The organism is Collimonas sp. OK307, assembly GCF_900113705.1.
Taxonomy (GTDB): domain Bacteria; phylum Pseudomonadota; class Gammaproteobacteria; order Burkholderiales; family Burkholderiaceae_D; genus Collimonas.
This window is the reverse complement of record NZ_FOQI01000017.1, coordinates 1-25,990: the sequence shown is the minus strand read 5'-3', so window position 1 is coordinate 25,990 and position 25,990 is coordinate 1. Positions and strand designations below refer to the sequence as shown.

The following is a 25,990-nucleotide window of genomic DNA, read 5'->3' as shown; positions in this document are numbered from 1 at the left end:
TGGATCCAGGGGTTTTTTTACGTCTATTGATATTGAATTTCAACCGCCAGTATCCGATTTTGTCATAATTGCAAGCATTATCCAAACTGTAGAATTGCCATAAAGACACAAAAATACTGTATTCTCGCAAGGACATAAATCATATTTTCCTAGCCCGAGGGTAGCCATGCAATCAGCGACAGAGCGGAAAAAAACCAACTGCAGCGCCGTGAGATTTTCGGAGCTGCTTTTTTTCGGCCGCAAATTCTTCGGCGCCGGCGGCGCACGCAATACCCTCGCGCTGGTCATGGCATTGCTGGGTGCTCAGATGGCGCCGGCAGCCGATGCGGCCAATATCAGCAGTTTTGCGCCGCAAGGCGAGATCGCCCAAGTGCGCCAGGTGCGGGTTAATTTCTCCGAAGCCGCTATCAAATTCGGCGATCCGAAGGCGCCCATGCCGTTCGATATCAGTTGTTCTGAAGCAGGCAGCGGGCGCTGGGCCGACGAGCGTAACTGGATCTATGATTTCGTGCGCGATGTACCGCCGGGGACGCGTTGCAGCTTTGCCCTGAAGCCGGGATTCAAATTGCTATCCGGCGCGGCAGTCAGCGGCAAGAGCACATTCCAGTTCAATACCGGCGGTCCTGCTGTCATCAATGCCATGCCGTACGGGGACAAAATCGATGAAGAGCAAGTTTTCATCCTGATACAAAACGGCGCCGCCACCAGCGACAGCATATTGAAACATGTGTATTGCGAAGCTGAAGGTGTGCATGAACGGATTCCGGTCAAATTCATCGCCGCTGCAGAACGCAAGCAGCTGCTCGACCATTTTGCCGACAAGATCAATCCCGAAAGAGTCAGCACTGTGCAATGCCAGCAACGCTTGCCTAACGATGCCGCGGTTCGCCTGGTATGGGACAAGGGCGTAAGCACGCCATCAGGCATCGCCAGCAGCCAGCCGCAGGTGTTCAAGTTCACGGTGCGGCCGGTATTCACCGCCAGCGTCAGCTGCGAGCGCGAAAACGCCAACGCCGCTTGCGCACCGATCCTGCCGCTGCGCATACTGTTCACCACGCCGGTGCCGCGCAAGCTGGCTGAAGGCGTGACGCTGCACGCCGACAATGGCAAGCTGAAACCGTTTTTTGAAAAAAACGATAACGATGACACCGTCTCGCAATTGACATTCAAGCCGCCGTTTGCCGAGAAGGCGGAGCTTAGCGTCGAACTGCCGAACGGTTTCCAGGATGAGACCGGCCGGCCACTGTCGAATGCCGCTGCGTTTCCGTTGAAAATACGGATGGCGGATTATCCACCGCTGGCAAAGTTTCCGTCGGCTCCGTTCGGCATCATTGAGCTGAATGCCGACGCCACGCTGCCGGTCACCTTGCGCAGCGTTGAAACCGGCATGCTGGTGCGCAGCGCCGATGGCAAGGTCAATCCCGGCACGGTCAGTAATCTGAAAGTCAGCGACGACCAGAGCATCATCGCCTGGCTGACCAAACTCAGGCGTTATCATGAAACCAGCATCACCATCGACAAGAAGCAGGTTGAAACGCGCAGCATCGGTTTGCTGGCAAAGCAGGCTGGCGCGAAGACCTTGACCTTGCCGCCGTCGCCGGATAGCAAAGACGGCGTGCGGCCGTTTGAAGTGATCGGTATTCCTCTCAAGGATCCCGGTTTCTATGTGGTCGAACTGGAATCGCAAAAGCTGGGTGCGGCCTTGCTGGGTAAAGCAGCCCCAATGTATGTACGGACCAGCGCGCTGGTGACCAATTTATCGGTGCACGTCAAGATCGGTCGGCAAAATGGCGCGGTGTGGGTCACGACACTGGATAACGCAAAACCGGTGAGTGATGCCGACGTGCGGATCTCCGATTGCCGCGGCACCGAGCTGTGGCGCGGTAAGAGCGATAAGCAAGGCGTCGCCATGGTGCCGGAGTTCCCGGTCGATGGCTGCCGCAATGGCGCCAGCAACCAGCCGGGGCAAATTGACGGCTTCTTCGTCAGCGCCCGCAAGAACGATGAGAAAGGCCGCGCCGATATGGCATTTGCGCTGACCTCATGGAATGACGGTATCGAGTCCTGGCGTTTCAATTTGCCGACGGACTACGATAAATCGGCCACGGTGCGTGCCCACACGATATTCGATCGCACACTGTTCCGTGCCGGCGAAACGGTGTCGATGAAACATGTGATCCGCACCGAAACCATGCAAGGTTTCGGCTTGCTGCCAAACGATAAACTGCCGACACGGGCGCGCATCACGCACCAGGGCAGCGGCCAGGAATATCAGTTTGCATTGACCTGGCGTGGCCGGAAAAATGCCGAAACCGTGTTCCAGATTCCGAAAGAAGCCAAGCTCGGCAGTTATGAGGTAGTACTGGACGGCGGCAAGGTCAAGAGTGGCGTCAGCGGCGCTAACAACACGGATGCTGATGACGCGGACACTGACAGCGCGAATAACGACGATGGCGGCTACGACCAGGGCCGGCGCAGCTACAGCACCGGCAGTTTCCGCGTCGAAGAATTCCGTTTGCCGCTGCTGCAGGGACGGATTACGCCGCCGAAGACATTGATCGCGCCCAAGGAAGTGCCATTGGGCGTGCAACTGAATTATCTGAACGGCGGCGGTGCCTCCGGCCAGGCAGTGCACATTACAAGCCTGTTGCGCGGCAAGGATGTCAGTTTTGCCGGCTACGACGGTTATTCTTTTGTGAAGCGCAATGACGATGACAATAGCGCCGACAACCAGAAGATCGTGGCCGACAAATTGCCGGTGACGCTGGATAAAAACGGGGCCGGAAAAACGGTGGTGAAGGATTTGCCGACGATCACGGCGCCGAAGGAATTGCTGACTGAAATGACGTATGCCGATCCGAACGGCGAAATCCAGACTGTATCGAGCGTCACGCCGATATGGCCCTCGGCGGTGGTGGTCGGCTTGAAAGCGGGGGAGTGGGTTTCGGTCAAAAAGAAATTGACTTTGACTGCGGTTGCGCTGAATCCGGCAGGCCAGCCGCAAGCCGGCGTGCCGATTGAAATCAGCGGATCGAGCAAGCAAACCAACTCGCACCGCAAGCGTATGGTCGGCGGCTTCTACGCCTACGAAAATACCGCTACCGGCAGCGACCTTGGGCCGCTGTGTTCCGGTAAAACCGATGCCCGCGGTTTGATGATCTGTACTGTCGAATTGCTGGAGCCGGGTAATATCGAATTGACCGCCAAGGGCCAGGATGGCAACGGCTATCCGGCGCTTGCCACCAGCTCTGTATGGGTGACCAAGCAGGGCGAACTATGGTTCGATGGCGAGAACCAGGACCGCATCGATATCCTGCCTGAAAAAAAGATTTACCAGCCCGGCGAAAGCGCGAAGTTCCAGGTGCGCATGCCGTTCCGCTATGCTACCGCGCTGATCGTGGTGGAGCGCGAAGGCGTGATCGAAACCCAGGTGGTGCAACTGAATGGCCAGGATCCAACCTTCAGCCTGCCGGTAAAGGCTAGCTACGGCCCTAACGTGTATGTCTCGGTGCTCGCGGTGCGTGGCCGCATGCGCGATGTGCCGTGGTACTCCTTCTTTACCTGGGGTTGGAAAGAACCTTTGAACTGGTGGAGCGAATTCAAGGAATACCAGGCGCCAAGCGCAACCGTCGACCTGGCCAAGCCGGCCTACAAATACGGCATCGCTGAAATTACGGTCGGTACTGCTGCCAACCAGTTGGCAGTGACGGTCAAGGCGGATCAGCCTAGTTATGCGATCCGCACCACCGCCAAAGTGAATATCCAGGTCAATCTGCCTAACGGCAAACCGGCGGCCGGCGCTGAAATCGCCTTGGCGGCGGTCGATGAAGCCTTGCTTGAGCTGGAGCCCAACAAGAGCTGGAATCTGCTGGAAGCGATGCTGCAACGGCGCAGCTATGGCGTGGAGACCTCGACCGCGCAGATGCAGGTCGTCGGAAAGCGCCATTACGGCCGCAAAGCTATTCCGGCTGGCGGTGGCGGCGGTAAATCGCCGACCCGTGAATTGTTCGATACCCTGTTGTTGTGGAAGCCCGCCATTGTGCTGGATGCCAACGGCAGGGCGCAGGTTGACGTACCCTTGAACGATGCCTTGACCAGTTTCAAGATAGTCGCGGTGGCGCAAAGCGGCGACAGTCTGTTCGGCACCGGCGCCGTCAGCATCCGCTCGACTCAAGATTTGCAACTGATTTCCGGCTTGCCGCCGCTGGTGCGCGAAGGCGACAATTTCAGTGCGCTGGTAACAGTGCGCAACACCACCACCCGTGCCATGCAAGTCCATGCCACGGCGCAGGCTGGCGGTTTGCCGGCTGCCACGCCATTGCCGGCCAAGGACGAGAATATTCCTGCCGGTGAGACGCGTGAATTGACCTGGACGGTGACGGTGCCGCCGGACGTCGGCCAGCTGGTATGGGAAATCAACGCCCAGGAACAAGGCGGCCTCAAGGTCAAGGACAGCATTAAGTTCACTCAGCGGGTAGTGCCGGCGGTGCCGGTGACGGTGCAGCAAGCTACTTTGTTCCAGCTCGATAAGCCGTTCAGCATGGCGGTAGCGCCACCTGCCGATGGTTTGCCGGGTCGTGGGGGCTTGGCGATTTCGCTGGCGCCGTCGCTGGCTTCCGGTAGCGATGGATTGCGCCGCTATTTCGTCAGTTACCCGTTCTCCTGCCTGGAGCAAAAGACATCGAAGGCGATCGGTTTGCGCGACGAAGCGATGTGGCAAAAGGTATTGAACGATTTGCCGACTTATCTGGATAGCGACGGCCTGGCTTATTACTATCCGCCGAACGAAGGTAATGCGCGCCGCGGCAGCGATACCCTGACCGCCTACTTGCTGGCGGTGACGCAGGAATCCGGTTTTGCGATTCCGCAGCAAAGCCGCGACAAGATGCTGGATGGCCTGGCGGCGTTTGTGGAAGGCAAGATCACCCGTGATTTCTGGTCGCCGCAGAAAGACCTGGATGTGCGCAAGCTTGCCGCGCTGGAAGCGTTGTCGCGTTACGACCGGGTGCGGCCGGCGATGCTGGATTCGATTCAGTTGTCACCCAACCTGTGGCCGACTTCGGCGGTACTGGACTGGATCAATATCCTGCAACGGGTATCCAGCATTCCGGACCGCGTCAAACGCCAGGCCGAAGCCGACCAGATCATCCGGGCGCGCTTGAATTACCAAAGCACGCGCATGGGCTTCTCGACCGAGAGCAGCGATTACTGGTGGTGGCTGATGGCCAGCGCCGATGCCAATGCCAACCGGCTGGTGCTGACCATGCTGGAAAATCCGGCCTGGAAAGAAGACATGCCGAAGCTGATCAATGGCGCTATCCAGCGGCAGCAGCGCGGTCACTGGTCCACCACCACGGCTAATCTGTGGGGCTCGCTCGCACTGCAAAAATTCGCGCGCAAATTTGAATCTGAAAAGGTGAGCGGTGTTACCAAAGCCAGCCTGGAGCAGGGTGCAACTGTGGGTGGTAGCCAAAGTTACAGCTGGCCTACCGCCGCGGCCGAGGTCGGCAAGCTGCAACTACCGTGGCCATCGTCCGCTGCGCCCGCAGAACTGAAATTAAGCCACGCCGGTAGCGGCGCGCCTTGGGTGACAGTGCAAAGCCTGGCAGCGGTAGTACTGAAGAAACCATTCTCCAGCGGCTATCGGATCAGTAAAAAAATCGTTCCGGTAGAACAAAAGGAAAAGGGGAAATATACCCGTGGCGACGTGGTACGGATCGACCTGGAAGTCGATGCGCAATCCGACATGACCTGGGTTGTGGTCACCGATCCGATTCCGGCCGGCGCTACCTTGCTGGGTTCGAGCCTGGGACGTGATTCGGCCATCGCCACCAGCAGCGAACGGCCCGCCGGCAATGCCTGGGTGGCGTATGAAGAACGCAGCTTTGAAGCATTCCGCAGTTATTACGAATACGTGCCGAAAGGGAAATTCACCATGACGTATACCTTCCGCATCAACAACCCGGGCGAATTCAGTTTGCCGCCGACTCGGGTGGAGGCGATGTATGCGCCGGAAATGTTTGGTGAAAGCCCTAACCAGAAATGGACGGTGAAGTGAGTTCGACCCGCATTTCGGCTAGCGTCACGCGCTGGTCTTCGGGCGCTGTGCTGGTGCTGGCCTTAAGCGCCGGACGGGTGCACGCCCTGCAAAGCTTCGCCGATGTGCAGCACGAATTCCGCTCATCCGAAGCCAGCTTGTATGATCGCAAGGGCCAGTTGCTGCAACAGATTCGTCTGAATCCGAATGAGCGCCGGCTGTCATGGATAGCACTGGAGGATGTGTCGCCAGCGTTGCGCAACGCGCTGGTAGCATCGGAGGACCGGCGCTTCTATCAACACAGCGGAGTTGACTGGAACGCTGTGGCCGCCGCCGCTTGGGGCAATTTATGGAACACAAGAACCCGCGGCGCATCGACCATCACCATGCAGCTTGCGGGTTTGCTGGACGACGATCTGAGACGCCGCAACGCGCCGCGTTCAATCCAGCAGAAGATGTCCCAGGTTATGGTGGCGCAACAGCTGGAGCGCAACTGGCGCAAGGACCAGATCCTGGAAGCTTATCTGAACCTGGTCAGTTTTCGTGGAGAACTGGTCGGCATACATGCCTTGTCGCGGGTACTGTTCGGCAAGCATCCGAGTGGCTTGAGCCAGCGCGAAGCGGCGATAGCGGTGGCGTTGATTCGTGGCCCGAACGCGAAGCCGGCGCGTGTCGCCGAACGCGCCTGCCGTATCTTGCAGGAGCAGCATGCGGCGCAGGAATGCAAGGGGCTGGAAGATTTTACTTTACTAGCCCTGGTCCGGACTGGCTCGAATTCAGAAGTCATCGTCACCACCAGCGCGCCGCAATTGGCGCCGCATCTGGCGCGAAAACTGTTGCGCACGCCAGGACAAACTGTGCGTTCAACACTGGACGCCGGCGTTCAGCGTTTTGCCAATGACGCGCTGCGGCGGCAGCTGGCCTCTCTGGTCGAGCGCAATATTGAAGACGGCGCCGTCATCGTGCTCGACAATGCCAGCGGCGACGTGCTGGCCTGGGTCGGTTCCAGCGGTTCGTTTTCCAACGCTGCCGATGTCGATGGCGTGGTAGCTTTACGACAAGCAGGTTCGACCTTGAAGCCGTTCTTGTACGAGCTGGCCATCGAAAAAAAATGGATGACTGCCGCCTCGATATTGAACGATGCGGCGATCAATCTGCCCACCGCCAGCGGCTTGTATATCCCGCAAAACTACGACAAGCAATTCAAAGGCCTGGTCAGCGCGCGCACGGCCCTGGCTTCATCCTTGAACATTCCAGCTGTGCGGACCCTGGTGACGGTCACTCCTACGATTTTTTTCGAACGTCTGCAAAAACTAGGTTTTCAGTTACGCGAATCCGGCGATTATTACGGTTACAGCCTGGCGCTGGGCAGCGCCGATGTCAGCTTGCTGGCGCTGAGCAACGCTTATCGCACGCTGGCCAATCAGGGGCGCTATAGCGGTGTGCGTAATACATTGGCGGATCCTGCCGTAAAAATGAGCAAAGTGATGGAGCCCGGCGCCGCTTTCATCATCGGCGATATCTTGTCTGACCGTAGCGCCCGCAGCCGCACCTTCGGCCTTGAGAATGCGCTTTCGACACGGATCTGGACGGCGGTAAAAACCGGCACCTCGAAAGACATGCGCGACAATTGGGCGGTTGGTTATTCTGATCGGTATACGGTTGGCGTCTGGGTCGGCAATGCATCCGGCTTGCCGATGTGGGATGTGTCCGGCGTCACCGGCGCCGCGCCGATCTGGCAAGAAGTGATGCAATACCTGCATGGCCGTGATCAGCTGCGTCAGCAGATTCCACAAAAGCCGGCTGGCGTGGTGCAACAAGAAATTCGCTATGCCGACAAGATCGAAGCGCCGCGCCAGGAATATTTTCTGGCCGGAACCGAGCAGAGCCTGATCACGACCGCCAAATCCGACGATATCGCCATCGCCATACGTTATCCGACGCCTGGCATGCTGGTCGCACTCGACCCGGATATTCCGCCGCAACGGCAGCGCATACGTTTTTCTGCAGACGGTCTCTCCAGCGGCTGGTGGCGGCTGGATGGCAAGTTGCTGGCGCCGCCTGCGGTGAAGGCGGGCGGGAAGGCCAATCACCGGACGGCTTCTGCAGATCCGCAACTGGCTTTAGATTGGATGCCATGGCCCGGGAGGCACGTGCTGGAATTGCTAGACCATAAAATGGCCGTGGTCGACCAGGTTCGTTTCGAAGTGCGCGGTGCGGTCGAGAATCTGGTGCAGCAGAAGTCCGTTCGCACCGGAAAAAGATAGATTCAGCTTATCAGCCGTTGTTTCGCATTCTGGTGACATGTTCTTCCGCACCTTGTCTACGTGTGGCCGCCGCAACTTCTTTCGTCACAATGGTTTTCCCGATCGGCGCCAGTGCAATACCTGCCAGCTTCAGGTGCTGGATCCCGAACGGAATGCCGATGATGGTGATGAAGCATGCGATGGCCGAAAGTAGATGGCCGATAGCCAGCCAGATTCCGGCGAACACGAACCAGAGAATATTGCCGACAAGGCCAAGGCCGCCGGTGCCGATATCGTCTTTCTTCGTCAGTTCCTTTCGGCTTACCGCTTCTTTACCAAAGGGGAAGAAAGTAAATTGTCCGATCACAAAACAGGCCTTGCCCCATGGGATGCCGACTATCGTGATGAAGGCCATTACGCCAACCAGCCACCAGCCGAGGCCCATGAACACCCCGCCCAGAACAAACCACAGAAAATTACCGATGGCGCGCATATTTTTTTCTCCCTGATGAAAGCATGACAAACAGGCTCGTGGCCCTTTGTTGCTGGAAATTGCGAAGGAGAAAATGTAACATCGTCAGTAACTGATCACAAGACAATCTGTGCTTGTGCCGCAGGGCGTTATCGGACCAGCGGGCGTTGGCAGGCCACTACCACTTGCATCCAGCATCTTTCTTTGATAGCACCGCATCGGCGGCCAGCACCAGCGGCGCGAATAAGCCAAAGGGCTGGCCGATAACCTTGCAGTCGGCGCGCGCGCTACGTTGAATGTCTCGCGCCAGGCGACTATCCGACTGGGCTTCGAGCGGATGCGTTTGCAATTGCGCGACGGCTGTCCCGTTACGCCTCTCGTTCGGATCGATTGCTATTTTCCTGGCCATTTTCAACGCAGCTTCAAGATCCACGTGAGGCTGCTGATCTGCTGGCTGGGAGGTGATTATGGCGTCGTTCGAGCTGTTTTTCAACGACGCTGGAGGCAAGGTTTGCGCTATCGCATTTGCACGAGCAGGGGATTTCCCGCGCCGCGAGTAGCGCTGCTCGATGGACTGCGTAACTACTCGTGTTACCAGCGCTGCCGGCGGCAACAGCAATAGAGTTATCTCTGGCCGTGAGCTGCGGGCTGGTGTGATATCGGCCGCTTGATGGCGCCCAAACAATTGCATCAAACCGATATGCAATAGCAAGGACAGCAGTATGCCTATGCTCATTGCGCGCGGATGTACGGCAGCAGGCCAGCCAGTCTTGTCAGACATTTTTATCAACGCCGTTCAGGGTAACGGATCCGCTTCTGTTGCGGCGGCTGAGTTATCCGGCTGATAGCTCAACAGATCACCCGGCTGACAGTCCAGGTATCGGCAGATCGCCTCCAGGGTTTCCAGGCGTACTCCTTTTACCTTGCCTTGTTTTAACAATGACAGATTCTGCTCGGTAATGCCTATCGCCGCGGCCAGGTCTTTCGATTTCGCCTTGCGTTTTGCCAGCATGATATCCAGTGTAATGACGATGCTCATTTCGCCCTCATACAAACTGCCGATTTTCTGCATCGACCTCGCTGGCACGCTGCAGGATGCGGGCAATCACGGTAATGCACGCCGCCATGAACAGGGCGACTATCATATTGTAGTCAAAGTCGATGTTGACCAGGCGATGGCCGACCGGCCGCGTTATTGTCAGCCACACTGACGATAACGGTCCGCACAGAAAATTCAGCAAGACCCACCACGCTAAGCCTCGACCGACATGGCCCAGATGGATGGCAGCTGCCGGCGAAAAATATTCGCCTTGAGCGTAGCGCTGGAACAGCGCGCGCAACTGGAATAAACCGTATCCCAACGCCAGCAATGGGATGTTAGTCAGCACCATTGCGCCCAGCAATTGCCATAACGGCAGGCTGGATGGATCGATGCCGAGTTTAGTCCCGGCATTGTCGAAGCTCGAGATTCCGCATAGTGCGTCAGGGAACAGCCAGCTGCCGATATTGAAGGCCAATATGCCCGCTAACAGCAGCATGGTGATGCTGGCCATGCGCTGGCTGGTTCGCGCAATATGATCTTGTTTCATGAGGCGTCCTCCGGGATGTCCCTATTGTTTATCATTGAGATGAATGGAAATGCGAAAGGTATTGCCAAGACGCGCCACTGCCTGATCGGCCAAGGTGCTATGGAAAGCCATGTCGAGCGACGCGCTGATGCCAAGGTGAGGCAGGATTTTGCTGAAGAGATAGAGCCCCAGCATGGCAATCGCAAGCCAGGAACAAAGCGCGGCCAGGAAGCGACGGACCATGGTGATGATGTTTTGCTGCACGACGCCTCCTTTTCTATGGGATGGTCGCATTCTAATATAAAATTATCGTAAAACAATAATAAATGTCTATTTTTTGGTCATTTATCGCTAATTATTATTATTATTTGAAGCGATCTCGATGGGCCTTGAATTACGTCGATTTTCGTTTCCCCAGCCAAAAGTCGTTGAGTTTCCCACTGGCGAGCGCAGTCCCGAGCAGGGTGATGGCACATCCGGCCAACATCGCCGGCGTGACTTTTTCATTCAGGAAAACAGCACCCCAGACCAGCCCGAAAACCGGAATCAGGAAAGTTACCGATGCGGCATAAGCGGCGCCAACTCGTTCGATCAATCGAAAATAGAGAATGTAGGCAAAGCCGGTGCAGATAACGCCAAGTGCCGCAACGCAAGCCCAGATGGACGGTGCGATAGCTTGTTGCGGCCAGTACAGCAGCGCCGGTGGCAGCAGTACGATAGAAGCGAAGAACTGGCTGCCAAAGGCGACCACCAGCGGTTTGACGCCGACCAGATGGCGTTTCGAATAATTGACTGCAAATCCGTAAAATCCAGCAGCCAGGAGCGCGGCGGCGATCGCCAGCGGTACGCCGGAGACACCTGCGCCCAAGCTATCCCAAACCAGCACCACAACGCCGGCAAGACCCAATAATAGACCGCATATTTGCTGGCGGCCCAGCGCTGACTGGAACCATGCCGCAGCGATCAATGCTGTCCAGATCGGCGTCGTTGCATTCAAAATCGAGTCGAGGCCTGCATTGACGTATAGCGTCGAATAAGCAAACAGACCGAACGGAATGGCAGAATTGGTGATGCCGACCACAAATAGAGGCCATGCCCTGCTGCGGAACTCGCTGCGAGCGGTGGCGGTGCGTAGCACCGGTAACAGTACCAGCGCGGCAATGCCGACTCGCAGGGCGATCAGCGCGAACGGGCCGAACTCGGGCGCAGCAATGCGCAGGAATAGAAAGGATGCGCCCCAGATTGCGGCGAGCAGGAGCAGTTCGATAAAATTCATGGCGAGTGTCCGTCAGTTGGCGAGCAGCGGATGCCGCACAATTGAAACATAGGCCATATCCGAGCTCTGGACACTCTGGTTCTTGCGTTCGAATTCGGTAAAGTGACGGCAATGACAACGATAGTCAGGCTATGGCGAATGCTGAAATTGGCTTGACTGGATATTTATTTCGTCAGGGATTTCCAAATTCAATATCGCTGAACTCAAGCATTTTCCATGGGCGTCAAGAGCCAGGGACCGCGTGACGCCTCCGCCCAGGGCGCGCTGCATGACGAAATTCAAGGCACTCAGATTCGGCAGCGCATAGCGCACCACGTCACCGTACACGACGCCGGCGAAATGCGCCTTGACTAGTTCAGGGGTCAGGTTTTTTTCCAGCAGCGCATAATCTTTTTCCTGGTAGGCAATCACCGAGATATTCGAGATGTCGCCTTTGTCGCCGGCGCGGGAATGGGCAAGGTCGCGTAGTTTCATTTTAACTCTCACTCGAAATGAACTGAAGTTGTTACGTGTTGGCGCGGTAGCATGCAGGATTGCACGGCCACCACTTCTTTGGCCGTTTTGGTGACGCCGCCACCGGCTGCGGGGCCGCAGGTGTACAGTGTTTCAACTTCGTTGCCGATGCGGATCGCGTCACGCATACTGTCGCAGCGGGCGCTTACCCGCACTCGAACTTCGTATGGCTCGGACGGCTGAGCCGACTCAGCGGGAGCCGACAATGCGGCGCCGTGGATGGCGTCGACGCCCAGCAGATCGTAACGGCATTCATTGAATGCCACTGCGCTGAGTTTCAATCTTTCTGCGACGATGGCTTGTGCCAGTTTGCCGCGTGCCAGCGCTCCCGGCCCCGCATAGGAAATTTGTCCTTCGCCGATGTAGCTGTCGATATAGCCTATCGATATTTTCAAGGTGTCTGGCCTGGCGCGGCCGGTAGCGCCTTGCACCAGTACCCGGTCGGGGCCGGTTTCGCTCATCGTCACAGCAGAGAAATCGGCCACCACATCTGGTGTCAGATAGCTGGCGGGATCGTGTATTTCATACAGCAACTGCTCTTTGCAGGTGGCGGTTGTCACCTGGCCGCCGGAGCCCGCCACTTTGGTGATAACGACTGCCCCGTCTTCCGCTACCTCACCGATGGGGAATCCCAGTCGCGCCAATCCTTGCACATCCTTATAACCGGGATCGGCAAAATAACCGCCGCTGATCTGGCCGGCGCACTCAAGCAAATGACCGACCAGCGTGCCTTGTCCAAGCTTGTGCCAGTCATCCATGGCCCAGCTGAATTCGTGAATCAACGGCGCCAGGAACAAGGCCGGATCGGCGACACGGCCGGTGATGATGACATCGGCGCCTTGCGCCAGCGCCTCGACCAACGGCGCGGCACCGATGTAGGCGTTGGCCGAAAGCAGCTTGTCACCCAGGCTGCTGACCGGTATATCCTGGTCGCTGATGTAGGCGCCTGATTTCAGGGTGTCCAGCACATCGTCGCCGCAGATCGCCGCCACTTTCAGCTGAAGATTCATCGATAGTGCAATCTGCCTGACTACGGCGGCTGCAGCCAACGGGTTGGCCGCGCCCATATTGGTGATGATCTTTATCTTTTTCTCGCTGCAGATGCCAAGCACAGCGTGCATCCGTTCTGCCAGCAACGGATCGAAGCCCATAGAGGGATCTTTCATTCTGGTTTGCTGGGCGATCGCGATGGTGCGCTCGGCCAGGCATTCAAAGACCAGATAGTCGATCTCACCTTTTTCCGCCAGTTCAATGGCGGGTTCGATGCGATCGCCGGAGTAGCCGGCGCCGGCGCCGATTCTGATATGTTTCATGATAATTTCCTCAGATGCTCGTCTTCGTCTTACAGGGGAAAGACGCCGATCACGACACAGGTAATCGTCATGATGACGGATGCCGCGAACAGGTATTTGAATGTGTATTTCTGGTGATCGGCCAAATCAATGCCGGCCAGGCCTGCGACCAGGAAGGTTGCCGGCGTCAGCGGGCTGACAGGGAAGCCGGTAGTCATCTGGCCCAGCAGCGCGGCTTGCGCTACATGCAACGGTTGTACCCCCAGCATGTGACCGACTTCCGCAATCACCGGCAGCACGCCGAAGTAGAAAGAGTCGGGATCGAACAGCATGGAGAGTGGCATCGACAGCAGACCGAGCGCCACCGGAATATGCGAAGCCATGGATGGCGGAACCAGCCCGACCGCCATCTTGGCCATCGCGCTCAGCATCCCGGATTTGGTCATGATGCCGGTGAATACGCCGGCAGCGAACAAGATGCTAGCCATCAGCAAGGCCGCCTTGGCATGAGCATCGATGCGGCTGCGCTGCATGTCGGCGTTGCGGTAATTGATCATCAGGGCCAGCACTACGCCGATCATGAACATCACCACCGGATCGACTTTTCCGCTGATCATCACGCCTAGTACGAACACGGTCAGAACGATATTGATCCAGAAGTTTTTCGGACGACGGACACTCTTTTCAGCTTCGGTCAATTCATGGGTATGGACGAATCCCGTTGGGGCGCCCTTGGTCAGGCCGAGGCGCCGCTCTTCTTTCAAGCCGAGGTAGTAAGCCACCGAGAAAACGAACACCAGGCCGACGATCTGCACCGGGATCAATGGTGTGAAAATTTCGCTGACCGGAATATGCAAGGCGGCAGAGGCACGGATCATGGGGCCGGTCCAGGGCAGGAAATTCACACCTGCCGCGAGCGATGCAACGCAGGCCAGGATGCGTTTGTCTATGCCGAGGCGTTGGTATAGCGGCAGCATGGCGGGAATTGTCACCAGGAAGGTAACCGCGCCGGAACCGTCCAGGTGGATTAGCAAGGCCAGCAACGCGGTACCCGGAACGATACGGGTAGGGCGGCTGCCGACGATGCGCAGGATGCCGGAGATGATCGGGTCCAGCATGCCGGCATCGGTGACAATCCCGAAAAACAGGATCGCAAATACAAACATGCCGGCCACCGGAGCAATGCTGGTGATGCCTGACACGATGAATTTGGATGTTTCAAGTCCAAATCCACCTACCATGGCGGCAATGATGGGAATCGCGATCAGGGCCACTAATGGCGACATTTTTTTGGTCAAGATCGCCGCGAGCAGGGTGGCGATGGTGATGAAGCCGAGTAATGCCAGCATATTGTCTGTCTCCTATCCTTTGGATATTTTTTGGAATACTTGTTTTTAATCTTGTTTTAACTGCATTCTGGTAGTTGAGCTTTGTGCTGTAAAATGGTTTTTTCCGATAGATTGATCGTAAAAAGAGATTAATCGATGAAGCTCAACATCTCTACCCGTTCGCTGCATGCTTTCCTGGCACTGCGGGAGTGCAAGCACTTCACTCACGCGGCAGAACGTTGCTTCATGTCGCAATCCGCTTTCAGCGTCATGATTCAAAAACTGGAAGTGGCGGTAGGCGCCAAACTGTTCGAGCGCGATACGCGTAACGTTACGCTGACCGCAGAGGGAGAATTGTTTGCCGAAGTGGCGCGCTCGCTAGTGAGCGATATCGAGGCTGCCTTTGCCGATATGAGCGACTACGTCGCACGCCGCAAAGGCAGGGTGGCGATCGCGGCCTTGCCGTCGCTGGCGGCGAACGGCCTGCCAGCGGTGATTGCCGAATACAAGCGGGCTTATCCAGGAATTACCGTGCAACTGTTCGACGCCTTGTCGGATCAGTGTCTCGCCATGCTGCGTCAAGGTAAGGTCGATATCGCCCTGACCGCACCGGGTTCGGGTTTGACCGAGTTCGATACCAAAACCTTGTGCAGCGATCCTTTTTACCTGGTGTGCCGGCAGGATCACGCGCTGGCTGGCAAGCGCCGTATCCGTCTGTCTGACCTGAGCGGTTGCGAACTGATTCACCTGGCGCGCAGCACCAGCGTGCGTCAGCACGTCGAGTTACTGCTGCGCGGCATCCCGGTGATGAATTCAGGTTTGGAGGTGGAGCATCTGGCTACCGTAGCGGGTTTGATTGAGTCCGGTTTGGGTGTCAGCATTGTGCCGGAACTGACCTTGTTCCAGTTCCGCCATATGAACCTGGTGAGCATCCCGGTCGACGCGCCGGTCGATGCGGATGAAATTGTGCGGCCGATCCTGATCGTGAAAAAGAAAGAGCGTTCTCTTTCCATTGCTGCTCAGGGCATGTCGGAGTTGATTGAAAAGCGGCTGCATAGCATCGGCAGCCGCACGGCGCCGAAGCGCATCAAGGGTTAAGTCGACAGATCCTAATGCAATTCCATGCCGAAGCGTTCGGTCCTTGGCATCCAGTTGCCTTTGATGTCGGCCGATACCAGCACGCGCTCGGCGCGACCGATCAGCAGCTCGCGCGGTACGAAGCCGAAGCGGCGGTAATCGCCGCTGTTGTCGCGGTTATCGCCTAGCATCAGATAGTGATCCTGCGGTACCGTGATCGGGCCGAAATTGCGGTTGGCGTTGACTTGTGGCAGCAGCTGGATACGATGTTGTTCGGCTCCCATCTTTTCGTTAAGGCGCAGGGCGACCAGGGCGCCGCCTTGTTCCAGCGGTTCGGGGGCGGTGCCGAGCATGGCGTAGCTGGCTTCGTGGCCGTTGATGATCATTTTTTCATCGCGCATTTCGACGGTGTCGCCGGGTAGCGCAATTACGCGTTTGATGAGGCGGGTGTTGTCGAGGGGGGAGAAAAAGGTGACGATGTCGCCGCGTTTCGGTTCACCGAGGTGGCTGATGACGATATTGGTGAGGGGGACCTTGAGATTGAATGCGAGGCGGTTGACGAATACGACGTCGCCTTCTAGCAGGTTGGGGCGCATGGAGCCGGAGGGGATAGGGTTCCAGTCGGCGACTGCGGTGCGGAAAATTCCGAAAAGAAACAGGAATAGCAGGAATCCCTTGTTGAGACGAATCCAGTTTTTCATTTTAATTCCGCCTTTCAGTGATTGCCGTCGACGGCATCCGACCCATGTATTTACATAGTATGCCACTTAATTCTCCACGTATTCTACGCAAGCCGAGACCGGCCCTGAATTCGTAGCTGAACCGGGGCTTGACGGCCTTCAAGCCTATTCAATGCAATGCAATGGCAGAATATTGATTTGCACGCAGCTGCAGAAAGCGTGGGAATCGATGGTGTGAGTGCTGTATCGTCTGAGGTTATTTCCGTGAATACCTTGCTGCCTTTGGAGAAAATGCATGCTGTAGCGTGATGACGGTTGTTGTAAGTAGCAAGTAGCAAGTAGCTAGTAGTTAAGGGACATGCAGGAAGAGTGATTACCTGTACGCCCGTATTTCATTTGGAATTGCTTGAAAACACGTCAAGCAAAAAAATCTCCTGTCGTAAAACGAGAGGAGAGTGCTTGGAAAAATCGCCATAGCTGACGATGATAGAGAGTGAAGCGAGCAACTCCATCATCATCACAGCTTACCTGTGCCGATTATTCAAACTCCGATTTTATTTCTTTTGATCCAGTGGAACCAGGTCGAAATGATCTGCCTGATATTGGAACAGCAAACAGTCTTCATCTTTGGTGCAACCGCTGTAGTGAGGCAGCTTTGCTGGCAGGTCATAGAAAGAGCCGGCCGGATATTCAGTGCGTTTTCCGTCGATGACTGCATAGAACGTTCCTTTCAACACTACGGTAGGCAGGTTTTGCGAGTGGGTGTGGAAAGGGTTGTCTTTACCGGCAGGGAAGATCACAAAAGCTTCGTACGGCCCTTTGCCGGCCAGGTTACCACGTACGTTGGCGAATTTGATGCCGCCGGTTTCAGGGATTTCAGTCCACTTCAGGTTTGCCGCAGGCAGGGAAATCAATTGTGTCGCTGGCGTTGCATTTGCCGGAGCGGTGTTTTTCGCAAACAGCTGGGTGGAACACAGGGCTGCAGTGACGAACAGCAAAGTCTTTAAATTGAATTTCATTTGATACCTTTCAATAGTAATAGTGAAAAACGCGGTGAGATACTTGAGTGAGCGTCAGGTTGATTTTCCAGACAGAATGTTTAGGCCAACGGCAATTGCAGGATCTGCGCCGTCGTCATCACATCGCCGAAGGTGTCGGCGATGGTGGCCAGGGATGCGTGATGCAGTAGGGTGTGCGGCACGATGCTGCCGTCGGCCATGTCAAGGTCGCGGGTGGCGCAGGCGTCGTCCGCAACGATGACTTCGTAGCCGCGTGGCACGGCGTCTCGTGCGGCGCCGGCTACGCAGGCATGGGTCATCAAGCCGGTAATGATGAGTGTCTTGATGTTGGCTGCTTTCAAGCGGGCGTCGATGTCGGTGGTAGGGAAGACACTGACGGAAGATTTTTGCAATACCGTGTGATGCGCTGCCGGTTGCAGCGCGCTGTGGAATTTAACGGTATCGCCGTCTTGGGCGAAAATCGGCGTGCCGGCCGGCGTGACGTGCTGAATATGGAACACCGGCAGCTTTACCTGGTCGGCGAATGCGGCCAGTTGCCTGGCGTTATCGAGCGCGCGCATGCCGTCGGGGATGGGCATCTTGCCGCTGAAGTATTCGTTCTGAAAATCGATTACCAGTAATGCCGTGCTGTTGGCGTCTATCTTGTTTGGGGCGGTGGCGCCGGCGATGGTACGAATTGTTGGGTGGTTCATTTTGGAACTCCTTGTTAATCATTTGACAGGGCAAAGTATCGGACTTTGGCGCAGATGACGAAAGCGTCCCGATAGACAACATGTGATAGGATCGGGCCATGTTTGCTACCGCCACCGCCATCAATCCCGAGAGCGCGCATACCGTCGCGGTGATCGCCTTCGACGGCATCAGCCCGTTCCATCTATCCGTGCCCTGCATGGTGTTTAGCGACGATCTGGCCAGGCTGGGCGTGCCGCGTTACCGTTTACTGATATGCGGGGAGAAGACGGGCTTGATTCCCACCATGTCGGGATTCAATATTGACGTGCAGCATGATTTATCCGTGCTAGCCCAGGCCGACACCGTGATTGTGCCGGCCTGGCGAGATCCCGATGAACGGCCGCCGGAGGCTTTGCTGAAGGCGTTGCGCACGGCGCACGCGCGTGGCGCCAGGATTGTCGGCTTGTGTCTGGGCGCTTTTGTGCTGGCCGAGGCTGGTTTGCTGGATGGCCGTACCGCCTCTACCCATTGGGTGTGGGCCGATGACTTTGCCAGGAAATACCCACGCATAAAACTAGATCGAAAAGTATTGTATGCAGATGACGGCGATATCCTGACCTCGGCCGGCACCGCCGCCGCGATCGACTGTTGCCTGCATCTGCTACGCTGCGATCATGGCGCTGAAGTGGCGAACCGGATTGCCCGTCGCATGGTAGTAGCGCCGCATCGGCATGGCGGCCAGGCGCAATATATTGAACAGCCTTTGCCTAAAGCCAGCGGTAGCGACCAACTCACCGTCACCCTGGATTGGGCCATCGCCAACCTTGAACAGCCCTTGAGCCTGGATGTGCTGGCAGACAGGGCGGCCATGAGCCGGCGCAATTTCACCAGGCGCTTCAAGATGAAGACCGGCGCCACCGTATCGCAGTGGCTGCTCAATCATCGGCTGGCTGCGGCCCAGTGCTTGCTGGAGACCAGCGACCAGGCGATCGACCGCATTGCCGAAACGGTGGGCTTCGGTTCCACCGTGTCGCTGCGACAGCATTTCGCTGCAGCATTTTCGGTTTCTCCCGCGGCCTATCGTAAGCAATTCCAGCGCTCGTGAACTGCTGCGCCTGGCGCTATTCCTTTCTGCTATACAATTCGCACTCACCGGTTTTTTCACGGTTTCCCTTTTGTACCCCTATTAGCAGTGAAGCATTCAGTAATGACAGATCATTCCGCACCAGCCCCCGATGAATACGTTGACGACGATACCGGCGCCGGCAACGACCAGAAAACCCAGGAACCGCGCTTGTGGCGTGATGATGGCTGGACCGCGCGCATCATCAAGAACGACGACGATGACGGCTGGGCGGTAGCCATGATCAAGGATGGCGAACCGGAGCCGGCGCTGATCGGACCGTGGACCATGGGGCGCGACAAGAAAAATCCGAAGCCGCTGGATCCCTCGGCTTTCATCACGCTGGTCAAGACTGCATCGGAATTTGTGCGCAGGCACGAGCAGCAGTTGCATGCGATGCTGCACAAGAGCATTGTGGTGAGTGATGTCGACTCTGATGCAACGTTCAATGTCACGCTCGATATTATTCCCGACGATGATTTTCCCTATGCGTTGCTGACTGCGCACGATGCAGACGGCGAACAGACAGCGCAAGTGCGGGTTGCGGCAACTTTCAAGCTCAGCGAGAGCAGCGCAAGCGCATGGATTGCCAACGAATTTCGCACGCCGCATTAAACACTTCGACAAAAATTCAGGGATAGTGCTTGGAGTGATTTAGGATAAACCTTATACTGGGTATTTATACAGTTTTGGTGAACAATGCCGCACAAGTTCCGTCACGTCCTGCTGTCCCTGTTATTTCTTTTATTTCTCAGTTCGCCGGTTTTCGCCACAGATTGTCCCTCGCATTACGCCGCCGGCCGCGCCCCTGAAATCCTCAACGACAAGCTGGCGCGCCAGACGCAGGAGTTGTGCTACCAGGCTTTTGCAGTCATGCATTCAGGTATCACGCGCACCCCGTTATGGTCGGCCGAGCATTTGACGCGCAATAATATCGACGCCGCCCGCACGCTGTCGCGCGAAAATTCCTTTCATCCGGAACCAGCCTTGCTGATCAATGGCCGTGCCGAATTGAAAGACTATGCACGCTCCGGTTTCGACCGCGGCCACATGAGTCCGAACGGCGACATGGCAAACCGTACTTCGCAGTATGAAAGTTTTAGTCTTGCCAACATGATCCCGCAGAATCCGCAAAACAATCGCCATGTCTGGGCTGCGATCGAAAGCGCAGTACGGCGCCTGGCAGAGAAAGACGGCGAGCTGTATGTGATTACCGGGCCCGCCTTCCTTGGCCAGGATCTGCAAAAGATCGGCAATGTGCTGGTGCCGACTTATATCTATAAAGTGGTCTATAGTCCCAAGAGACAGCAGGCCGCTGCTTATTTCATCAAGAACGAGGATACTTCCAGCTATCAGGCTTTGTCGGTAACGCAGCTGGAAAATACCTTGCACATCGATCTGCTGCCAGGTGTGCCGAAGCGCATCAAGGACGTGGCGATGTCGTTGCCGAAAGCGGGGAGCGGGCAACACGGTGGCAGGAACCTTGCTGAAAGAACCGAGGAGCCGACTGCCCAGGTTAAAAAAATAGAGGCGGATCTGAGGACCAGGTTATTCAATGATGCGTTGAAAATGCTACTCAATTTCGTCACAAACTTGATACATAAAGGATGGTCGCATGGTTAATATGGCTAAATTTATTCCGTTCGCCGATGAAAGCGCAACTCTCTCTATCGGCAAGCTGAACGTTGAAAATCGGCTGGACCGGGTCAGCTTGTTTGGCGACGTCGACCTGACGCTGGACCAGCGTGGACTGGAGCAGGCAAAGGCACTGCAGGTGCTGATCAACCAGGTGGTGGCAGAACTTGAATCGAGAACATTGCCTGAGGTGCTGGCTGTTGCGCCGGTGGCGAAGGTTAGCAATCCGTTTTAAGCAAGCGGAAAATCAATGAGGTAAGCAAGATGGATGACACAACAGCCGATACGGGACTAAGCGATGTCGGCATGCTAGGCAACGGCGCCCCCGCCAGCCAGGTACTGGAGACGGTGGCGATGCGCAAGCACGGCGATCCGGCTTGGGAGCCTTTTCACTACGAGAAGATTTCCGAAACCGAATATGAAGTCAGCGGCGGTACGCCGGCCGTGATCGGCGGTGTCAAGAAATGGCCCGGTCCGCATAGCACTGTGCTGGTGTCTGCGGATGAAATTGCAGAGGAACAGCATGCAAGCGTTCCTGTGGAAATTGTACCGACGCCGTCTCAGGCGGTGCCGGCGACGATATCCAAACAGAGCGCAGTTGATGGCCTGGGAACAAATTACCTGACGGTGGTGTTGCAGTTGCCAGCCGATGAGCCGGGCCGCAAACGCATCTGCAATGCACTCAGCCTGGACGCCGATTTTTTCGGCGCCAAGGTGACGGCAACTTCACTGGCCGACGAGATCGCTGTCAATCAGTTGCTGGAACTGCGTTGCGACCCGGCCGATGTGCAAGATGTACGAACACGGGTCGCGAAGCGCAATCAGACTGCTTGAAAAAGCTGTTTGAATGCGGCTTGACTCAGAGAGAAGTCCGTAGTGAAAACAACTCCGGAAACAGCACCACGTCCAGCATCATCTTCAGATAGCTGGCGCCTTCGGTGCCGCCGGTGCCTTTTTTGAAACCGATGATGCGCTCCACCGTGGTCAGATGGCGGAAGCGCCAGTAGCGGAACGACGTTTCGAGATCGACCAGTTTCTCGGCCAGCTCGTATAGCTCCCAATGGGTGTCCGGCGCTTTATAAACTGCCAGCCAGGCCGTTTCCACTGAATGGTCGGCCACGGTGGCTTGCTGCCAGTCCCGGTTCAGGCGGGACTGGTCGACCGGCAAGCCGGCACGGGCCATCAGCATTACCGCTTCATCGTAAATCGACGGTTGTTGCAGCGCGTCCTGCAGTCGCGCATACGATTCCGGCGAATGCTGGTGCACCTGCAGCAGCGCGGCATTCTTGTTCCCCAACAGGAATTCGATTTCCCGATATTGAAACGACTGGAAACCGGACGACTGGCCGAGATAAGGGCGGATTGCGGTGTACTCCGGCGGCGTCATGGTCGCCAGCACATCCCAGGCATGCACCAGCTGGTCCATGATGCGCGCCACTCGGGCCATCATCTTGAATGCCGGCGACAAATCGTTGCTGCGCAGCTGCGCGCGTACCGCATGCAGCTCATGCAGCATCAGCTTCATCCACAGCTCGCTGGTCTGGTGCTGGATGATGAACAGCATTTCATTGTGATTGGGTGAGCGCGGCCGCTGCGCCGTCAAGACCTGGTCCAGCGCCAGGTAATCGCCATAGCTCATGGTCTCGCCGGCGGCCTCGCCGAATTTCATCTGGGCGCCATGCCACGACTCTTTTGGGTTGAAAGGGCATTCCATCTTGTGACTCCTGAATAATTAGGTAACCGCTTCTTGCTGCGCGTTGATTTCGTAATCTTTGTCGGCCAGGATCTGGTGCAAAGTGTCGACCGCATCCCAGACATCGGTGAACCGGGTGTATAGCGGAGTGAAGCCGAAACGCATCACTTGTGGCTCGCGGTAATCGCCGATGACGCCGCGCGCGATCAGTTCGCGCATGATGGCGTAGCCGTGTTGATGGGCGAAGCTGACGTGGCTGCCGCGCTCAGCGTGCGGGCGTGGCGTCACCAGCGTCAGATCGAGACCGGCGCAGCGGCTTTCGACCAGTGCGATGAACAGATCGGTTAGCGCCAGCGATTTGCGGCGCAGGGCTTGCATGTCGGTTTGTGCAAAGATGTCCAGGCCGCACTCCACCATCGCCAGCGATACGATCGGCTGGGTGCCGCACAGTGCGCGGCGTATGCCTTCACCGGGCGCGAATGCCGGCTGCATGGTGAACGGCGCGCGATGGCCCCACCATCCGCTCAGGGGCTGCCGGAACTGCGCATGATGGCGTGGCGCGATCCACGCAAAGGCCGGTGCGCCGGGGCCGCCGTTCATGTACTTGTAAGTGCAACCCACTGCGAAGTCGGCATTGGCCGCATGCAAATCTATCGGCACCGCGCCGGCGGAATGTGCCAGGTCCCAGACTACCAGCGCACCTTGTGCTTGCGCAGCTTTGGTGACTGCCTGCATGTCATGCAGATGGCCGCTGCGGTAGTTGACATGGGTCAGCATCAGGATCGCGGTTTCTGCATTGACGGCGGTGGCGAGTTCTTGCGGCGTGTCGATCAGGTGGATGCGGTAGCCGCGATCCAGCCATTCGGTCAGGCCTTGCGCCATGTAGATGTCGGTCGGGAAATTGTCGCGTTCGGTGACGATTACTTTACGGGTTGCCGCATCGGGTTTGGCGACCTGCATTTGCAATGCACCGGCCAGTACCTTGAACAGATTGATGGAGGTGGAATCGGTCACCACGACTTCGTTTTCGCCGGCGCCGATCAGGCCCGCCAGCTTGTTGCCCAGCTGGCCGGGAAGATCGAACCAGCCGGCTTTGTTCCAGCTGCGGATAAGACCGTCGCCCCATTCTTGCTGGATCACTTGTTGTGCGCGCTGCAGCGCTGCATGCGGGCGTGCGCCTAGCGAATTGCCATCCAGGTAGATCACATCTGGCGGCAAGTCGAATAGGGTTCGCAGCGGCGCCAGCGGGTCGTTGGCATCCAGGGCTTGGCATTCTGCCCGGGTCTTGATGTTGTTTGTCATGGTTGCTGTCGTAGTTGTTGTAGTTGTATTTCTGAAGGTCAAAGAGGGCGCAAGATAGCGCGTACCGGACTGGCATCCATGTCGGCCAGTCGTAATGGCAGTGCAATCAATTCATAGTCGCCGGCGCTGATGGCATCGAGGACGATGCCCTCCAGTATTGCCATGCCGTGCCGCCTTACCGCGTGGTGCGCCCGCATGGTTTTGGATTCTTGCGGATCGAGCGAAGGCGTGTCGATGCCTACCAGGCGTACGCCGTGTTGCGCCAGCAGCGCGATGGTTTCGGGTGCTACTGCGGCAAATGCCGGATCCCATCGTTCTTGCGGTGCGCTGGCATAGGTGCGTAACAGGACGCGTGGCGGGACGTCTGCCAATGCATGTTCGATATCTTGCGGTGTGACTGGTGCGGCGCCAATGCAATGGATTACACGGCAGGGACCGATATAGGCGTCCAGAGCTACCTGGTCGATAGGCAGGCCTTGCGGATCGTAGTGGCTGGGCGCGTCGCAGTGCGCTCCGGTGTGGGTGGAGAGCGTGATGCGGCTGACATGCACCGGGCAGCCGTCGCTGATTTCCCAGGTTGTTTGGGCGCTATAGGCGGTGTCGCCCGGCCACACCGGAGTCTGGGCGGAGAGGGTGGGGCTGATGTCCCAGATGGGCTTTGAGGTAGTGATGGCGTTCTCCCATGCTGATTTGATGAATTATTTTAGGTGAGCTTGCTGGAATTTTTATACGAAATTAGTAGGTGATTTTTATATTATTTAGAATAATATGGAGAATATATACTTAATATTGAAAGATAATTTCAATGCAGCTTGATACTATCGATTTAAACATATTGACGCTATTGCAGCAGAATGGCCGGATCAGCAATCAGGATTTGGCGGAGCAGGTGTTTTTGTCGCCTTCCTCGTGTTTGCGCCGCGTGCGGATTTTGGAGGAGGAAGGCATTATCAGTCGCTATAGCGCTTTGCTGAATCCGGAAAAGCTGGGACTGGAGCTGGATGTGTTTGTGCAGGTGACTATGCGGAGGGATGTTGAGAGCTGGCATGAGAATTTCATGCAGGCGTTGCAGAATTATCCGGAGGTGGTTGGTTCTTATATCATCACTGGCGATGCCAACTATCTGTTGCGGGTGAAGGCGCGTAACCTGAAGCACTATTCTGCTTTTGTGTTGGAAAAGTTATATAAAATACCGGGCGTGCAGGATATCCGCTCGAATATCGTGCTGCAGGCGATCAAGGAAACTTACGAGTTGCCGCGTGAATTGCTGCGCGATTCCTGATCGCGAACAATTCCCCTATATCAGATTGAAATTATGGCTAAGACGATTGAAGAAGTTCTGGCAAGACAAAAAGAGGGCGCGCAATTCGTGCTGTCGGCGCCCTTGCTTGGGCTGGAGCTGGAGGATTTTGATACGGTTGCCAAAATTTGGGTGGCTGAGGGTGGTCCGGGATTCAGGGTTGCGGGGGTGCCGCATCGGAAGTGTGTCGACGGCGAATTTTTCATAGACCGTGTGACAGTACAAAAATTGCCGGCGTAGTAGTTAATTGGGATCAGAGTTTTTTTACGACAGTCGTATCGTCGTAAAAAAACTCTGATCCCAATTAACGGCCCACGGAGTACGTTCGTTGACGTTTTACGGAAATGCACGTTACCTGAAACGGTTGCTGCTCCGTAGGTACGTGCGCCGGGGGTAGCCCGGCAGCTACTCACTTTTATATGGACGCCTCCTATTTGCCAAGGTTTTTTTGTGTACTGCCAAACAGATAAGGATGCAGTTTTATATCCGGCCCTGTTGCAGACTGAACCCTGCTGGCCTTGATGGAATCCGCTGACTCACACCTAATTTCTTTGACGAGCTCTTGGCTCTAAAGTAAGTTCAGGTTTCGTGAGTCCCGGTCTGACCTGTTTGCCATCACACTCAATTACCTTGCGCAACCTTTCAACGTACTCATGTTGTAAAACTCATCAACTGCTACGTAACGATCTGTTCATGCGGCTCTGGTGCTGACGTAAGCGCGCTCATACTTTCGATCGTGCGCCAATAGCGCCCAGAT

At 56.5% G+C, this 25,990-nt stretch carries 25 protein-coding genes; 10 read left to right on the top strand and 15 right to left on the bottom strand.

Going from position 1 to position 25,990, the window contains the following annotated elements; translation table 11 throughout:
* Positions 1 to 166: 166 nt before the first annotated feature.
* Complete coding sequence (locus BM205_RS19480; RefSeq protein ID WP_092416526.1) at positions 167 to 6,058, top strand: alpha-2-macroglobulin family protein; 5,892 nt, start codon at positions 167 to 169, stop codon at positions 6,056 to 6,058.
* Positions 6,043 to 8,304 carry a penicillin-binding protein 1C gene (pbpC, locus tag BM205_RS19475; protein ID WP_092416525.1) on the top strand — a complete coding sequence of 754 codons (2,262 nt, stop codon included), beginning with the start codon at positions 6,043 to 6,045 and terminating at the stop codon, positions 8,302 to 8,304. The genes BM205_RS19480 and pbpC overlap by 16 nt, the downstream gene beginning before the upstream one ends.
* Positions 8,305 to 8,314: 10 nt before the next feature.
* Here pbpC and BM205_RS19470 read toward each other — a convergent pair whose 3' ends face one another.
* The 9 genes from BM205_RS19470 to BM205_RS19430 all read right to left on the bottom strand — a co-directional run bounded on the left by BM205_RS19470 (position 8,315) and on the right by BM205_RS19430 (position 14,753).
* A complete protein-coding gene (locus BM205_RS19470) occupies positions 8,315 to 8,776 on the bottom strand; it encodes a YccF domain-containing protein (protein ID WP_092416524.1) in 462 nt (153 codons plus the stop codon).
* A 157-nt stretch (positions 8,777 to 8,933) separates the two neighbouring features.
* Complete coding sequence (locus tag BM205_RS19465; protein WP_092416523.1) at positions 8,934 to 9,536, bottom strand: hypothetical protein; 603 nt, start codon at positions 9,534 to 9,536, stop codon at positions 8,934 to 8,936.
* A 15-nt stretch (positions 9,537 to 9,551) separates the two neighbouring features.
* On the bottom strand, positions 9,552 to 9,794 hold the full coding sequence (locus BM205_RS19460; RefSeq protein ID WP_092416600.1) for a helix-turn-helix domain-containing protein: 243 nt from the start codon (positions 9,792 to 9,794) through the stop codon (positions 9,552 to 9,554).
* Between the two features lie 7 nt (positions 9,795 to 9,801).
* Positions 9,802 to 10,344 carry a DUF2975 domain-containing protein gene (locus tag BM205_RS19455; protein ID WP_092416522.1) on the bottom strand — a complete coding sequence of 181 codons (543 nt, stop codon included), beginning with the start codon at positions 10,342 to 10,344 and terminating at the stop codon, positions 9,802 to 9,804.
* Positions 10,345 to 10,365: 21 nt separating this feature from the next.
* A complete protein-coding gene (locus BM205_RS19450) occupies positions 10,366 to 10,587 on the bottom strand; it encodes a hypothetical protein (RefSeq protein WP_092416521.1) in 222 nt (73 codons plus the stop codon).
* A gap of 130 nt (positions 10,588 to 10,717) precedes the next feature.
* Entirely contained in the window at positions 10,718 to 11,599 is an 882-nt protein-coding gene (locus BM205_RS19445) for a DMT family transporter (RefSeq protein ID WP_092416520.1), read from the bottom strand.
* Positions 11,600 to 11,728: 129 nt separating this feature from the next.
* Positions 11,729 to 12,073: an AtuA-related protein gene (locus BM205_RS19440; protein ID WP_092416519.1), complete on the bottom strand. Its 345-nt coding sequence runs from the start codon at positions 12,071 to 12,073 to the stop codon at positions 11,729 to 11,731.
* A gap of 8 nt (positions 12,074 to 12,081) precedes the next feature.
* Positions 12,082 to 13,425 carry an acyclic terpene utilization AtuA family protein gene (locus tag BM205_RS19435; protein ID WP_092416518.1) on the bottom strand — a complete coding sequence of 448 codons (1,344 nt, stop codon included), beginning with the start codon at positions 13,423 to 13,425 and terminating at the stop codon, positions 12,082 to 12,084.
* A 29-nt stretch (positions 13,426 to 13,454) separates the two neighbouring features.
* On the bottom strand, positions 13,455 to 14,753 hold the full coding sequence (locus BM205_RS19430) for a CitMHS family transporter (RefSeq protein ID WP_092416517.1): 1,299 nt from the start codon (positions 14,751 to 14,753) through the stop codon (positions 13,455 to 13,457).
* Positions 14,754 to 14,888: 135 nt separating this feature from the next.
* Between BM205_RS19430 and BM205_RS19425 the strand changes: the two genes are divergently transcribed.
* A complete protein-coding gene (locus BM205_RS19425; protein WP_092416516.1) occupies positions 14,889 to 15,830 on the top strand; it encodes a LysR family transcriptional regulator in 942 nt (313 codons plus the stop codon).
* Between the two features lie 11 nt (positions 15,831 to 15,841).
* Here BM205_RS19425 and lepB read toward each other — a convergent pair whose 3' ends face one another.
* The 3 genes from lepB to BM205_RS19410 form a co-directional block, all read right to left on the bottom strand.
* Positions 15,842 to 16,510, bottom strand: a complete 669-nt coding sequence (lepB, locus tag BM205_RS19420) for a signal peptidase I (RefSeq protein WP_092416515.1) — start codon at positions 16,508 to 16,510, stop codon at positions 15,842 to 15,844.
* Between the two features lie 533 nt (positions 16,511 to 17,043).
* Positions 17,044 to 17,508, bottom strand: a complete 465-nt coding sequence (locus tag BM205_RS19415; protein ID WP_092416514.1) for a cupin domain-containing protein — start codon at positions 17,506 to 17,508, stop codon at positions 17,044 to 17,046.
* Positions 17,509 to 17,588: 80 nt separating this feature from the next.
* On the bottom strand, positions 17,589 to 18,200 hold the full coding sequence (locus BM205_RS19410; RefSeq protein ID WP_092416513.1) for a cysteine hydrolase family protein: 612 nt from the start codon (positions 18,198 to 18,200) through the stop codon (positions 17,589 to 17,591).
* A gap of 98 nt (positions 18,201 to 18,298) precedes the next feature.
* Here BM205_RS19410 and BM205_RS19405 point away from each other — a divergent pair, with 98 nt between their 5' ends.
* From BM205_RS19405 to BM205_RS19385, 5 genes are all read left to right on the top strand, one after another.
* Positions 18,299 to 19,285 (top strand): GlxA family transcriptional regulator, encoded by a 987-nt coding sequence (locus BM205_RS19405; protein WP_092416512.1) that lies wholly within the window; start codon positions 18,299 to 18,301, stop codon positions 19,283 to 19,285.
* A gap of 102 nt (positions 19,286 to 19,387) precedes the next feature.
* Positions 19,388 to 19,918: a hypothetical protein gene (locus BM205_RS19400; protein WP_092416511.1), complete on the top strand. Its 531-nt coding sequence runs from the start codon at positions 19,388 to 19,390 to the stop codon at positions 19,916 to 19,918.
* Between the two features lie 84 nt (positions 19,919 to 20,002).
* Complete coding sequence (locus BM205_RS19395) at positions 20,003 to 20,926, top strand: DNA/RNA non-specific endonuclease (protein ID WP_254783966.1); 924 nt, start codon at positions 20,003 to 20,005, stop codon at positions 20,924 to 20,926.
* The gene (locus BM205_RS19390; RefSeq protein ID WP_371326514.1) at positions 20,919 to 21,173 is read left to right on the top strand and encodes a hypothetical protein; all 255 of its coding nucleotides are present in this window, start codon (positions 20,919 to 20,921) and stop codon (positions 21,171 to 21,173) included. Before BM205_RS19395 ends, BM205_RS19390 begins: the two co-directional genes overlap by 8 nt.
* A 29-nt stretch (positions 21,174 to 21,202) precedes the next feature.
* Positions 21,203 to 21,772, top strand: a complete 570-nt coding sequence (locus tag BM205_RS19385; RefSeq protein ID WP_092416509.1) for a hypothetical protein — start codon at positions 21,203 to 21,205, stop codon at positions 21,770 to 21,772.
* A 25-nt stretch (positions 21,773 to 21,797) separates the two neighbouring features.
* Here the strand turns inward: BM205_RS19385 and kynA are convergent, their stop codons facing one another.
* Genes kynA through kynB form a run of 3 tightly spaced genes read right to left on the bottom strand, consistent with a single transcriptional unit; the run spans position 21,798 to position 24,604 of the window.
* Positions 21,798 to 22,652 carry a tryptophan 2,3-dioxygenase gene (gene kynA / locus BM205_RS19380; RefSeq protein WP_092416508.1) on the bottom strand — a complete coding sequence of 285 codons (855 nt, stop codon included), beginning with the start codon at positions 22,650 to 22,652 and terminating at the stop codon, positions 21,798 to 21,800.
* A gap of 18 nt (positions 22,653 to 22,670) precedes the next feature.
* A complete protein-coding gene (gene kynU / locus BM205_RS19375) occupies positions 22,671 to 23,933 on the bottom strand; it encodes a kynureninase (RefSeq protein ID WP_092416507.1) in 1,263 nt (420 codons plus the stop codon).
* A gap of 38 nt (positions 23,934 to 23,971) precedes the next feature.
* Positions 23,972 to 24,604 carry an arylformamidase gene (gene kynB, locus BM205_RS19370; protein ID WP_092416506.1) on the bottom strand — a complete coding sequence of 211 codons (633 nt, stop codon included), beginning with the start codon at positions 24,602 to 24,604 and terminating at the stop codon, positions 23,972 to 23,974.
* A 134-nt stretch (positions 24,605 to 24,738) separates the two neighbouring features.
* Here kynB and BM205_RS19365 point away from each other — a divergent pair, with 134 nt between their 5' ends.
* Positions 24,739 to 25,215, top strand: coding sequence for an Lrp/AsnC family transcriptional regulator (locus tag BM205_RS19365; protein ID WP_175511329.1), 477 nt, complete (start codon positions 24,739 to 24,741; stop codon positions 25,213 to 25,215).
* A 33-nt stretch (positions 25,216 to 25,248) separates the two neighbouring features.
* The gene (locus BM205_RS19360; RefSeq protein WP_092416504.1) at positions 25,249 to 25,473 is read left to right on the top strand and encodes a hypothetical protein; all 225 of its coding nucleotides are present in this window, start codon (positions 25,249 to 25,251) and stop codon (positions 25,471 to 25,473) included.
* The last annotated feature ends 517 nt before the right edge of the window (positions 25,474 to 25,990 follow it).

Bases quoted from the DNA above. Each gene is read 5' to 3' on its own strand.
- BM205_RS19480 (WP_092416526.1), top strand. From the start codon at position 167: ATGCAATCAGCGACAGAGCGGAAAAAAACCAACTGCAGCGCCGTGAGA.
- BM205_RS19390 (WP_371326514.1), top strand. From the start codon at position 20,919: ATGGTTAATATGGCTAAATTTATTCCGTTCGCCGATGAAAGCGCAACT.
- BM205_RS19470 (WP_092416524.1), bottom strand. From the start codon at position 8,776: ATGCGCGCCATCGGTAATTTTCTGTGGTTTGTTCTGGGCGGGGTGTTC.
- BM205_RS19405 (WP_092416512.1), top strand. From the start codon at position 18,299: ATGTTTGCTACCGCCACCGCCATCAATCCCGAGAGCGCGCATACCGTC.
- BM205_RS19435 (WP_092416518.1), bottom strand. From the start codon at position 13,425: ATGAAACATATCAGAATCGGCGCCGGCGCCGGCTACTCCGGCGATCGC.
- BM205_RS19385 (WP_092416509.1), top strand. From the start codon at position 21,203: ATGGATGACACAACAGCCGATACGGGACTAAGCGATGTCGGCATGCTA.
- BM205_RS19425 (WP_092416516.1), top strand. From the start codon at position 14,889: ATGAAGCTCAACATCTCTACCCGTTCGCTGCATGCTTTCCTGGCACTG.
- BM205_RS19440 (WP_092416519.1), bottom strand. From the start codon at position 12,073: ATGAAACTACGCGACCTTGCCCATTCCCGCGCCGGCGACAAAGGCGAC.
- pbpC (WP_092416525.1), top strand. From the start codon at position 6,043: ATGGACGGTGAAGTGAGTTCGACCCGCATTTCGGCTAGCGTCACGCGC.
- BM205_RS19410 (WP_092416513.1), bottom strand. From the start codon at position 18,200: ATGAACCACCCAACAATTCGTACCATCGCCGGCGCCACCGCCCCAAAC.
- BM205_RS19365 (WP_175511329.1), top strand. From the start codon at position 24,739: ATGCAGCTTGATACTATCGATTTAAACATATTGACGCTATTGCAGCAG.
- lepB (WP_092416515.1), bottom strand. From the start codon at position 16,510: ATGAAAAACTGGATTCGTCTCAACAAGGGATTCCTGCTATTCCTGTTT.
- BM205_RS19445 (WP_092416520.1), bottom strand. From the start codon at position 11,599: ATGAATTTTATCGAACTGCTCCTGCTCGCCGCAATCTGGGGCGCATCC.
- BM205_RS19465 (WP_092416523.1), bottom strand. From the start codon at position 9,536: ATGTCTGACAAGACTGGCTGGCCTGCTGCCGTACATCCGCGCGCAATG.
- BM205_RS19415 (WP_092416514.1), bottom strand. From the start codon at position 17,508: ATGAAATTCAATTTAAAGACTTTGCTGTTCGTCACTGCAGCCCTGTGT.
- BM205_RS19430 (WP_092416517.1), bottom strand. From the start codon at position 14,753: ATGCTGGCATTACTCGGCTTCATCACCATCGCCACCCTGCTCGCGGCG.
- kynU (WP_092416507.1), bottom strand. From the start codon at position 23,933: ATGACAAACAACATCAAGACCCGGGCAGAATGCCAAGCCCTGGATGCC.
- BM205_RS19360 (WP_092416504.1), top strand. From the start codon at position 25,249: ATGGCTAAGACGATTGAAGAAGTTCTGGCAAGACAAAAAGAGGGCGCG.
- kynA (WP_092416508.1), bottom strand. From the start codon at position 22,652: ATGGAATGCCCTTTCAACCCAAAAGAGTCGTGGCATGGCGCCCAGATG.
- BM205_RS19395 (WP_254783966.1), top strand. From the start codon at position 20,003: ATGCCGCACAAGTTCCGTCACGTCCTGCTGTCCCTGTTATTTCTTTTA.
- BM205_RS19400 (WP_092416511.1), top strand. From the start codon at position 19,388: ATGACAGATCATTCCGCACCAGCCCCCGATGAATACGTTGACGACGAT.
- BM205_RS19455 (WP_092416522.1), bottom strand. From the start codon at position 10,344: ATGAAACAAGATCATATTGCGCGAACCAGCCAGCGCATGGCCAGCATC.
- BM205_RS19460 (WP_092416600.1), bottom strand. From the start codon at position 9,794: ATGAGCATCGTCATTACACTGGATATCATGCTGGCAAAACGCAAGGCG.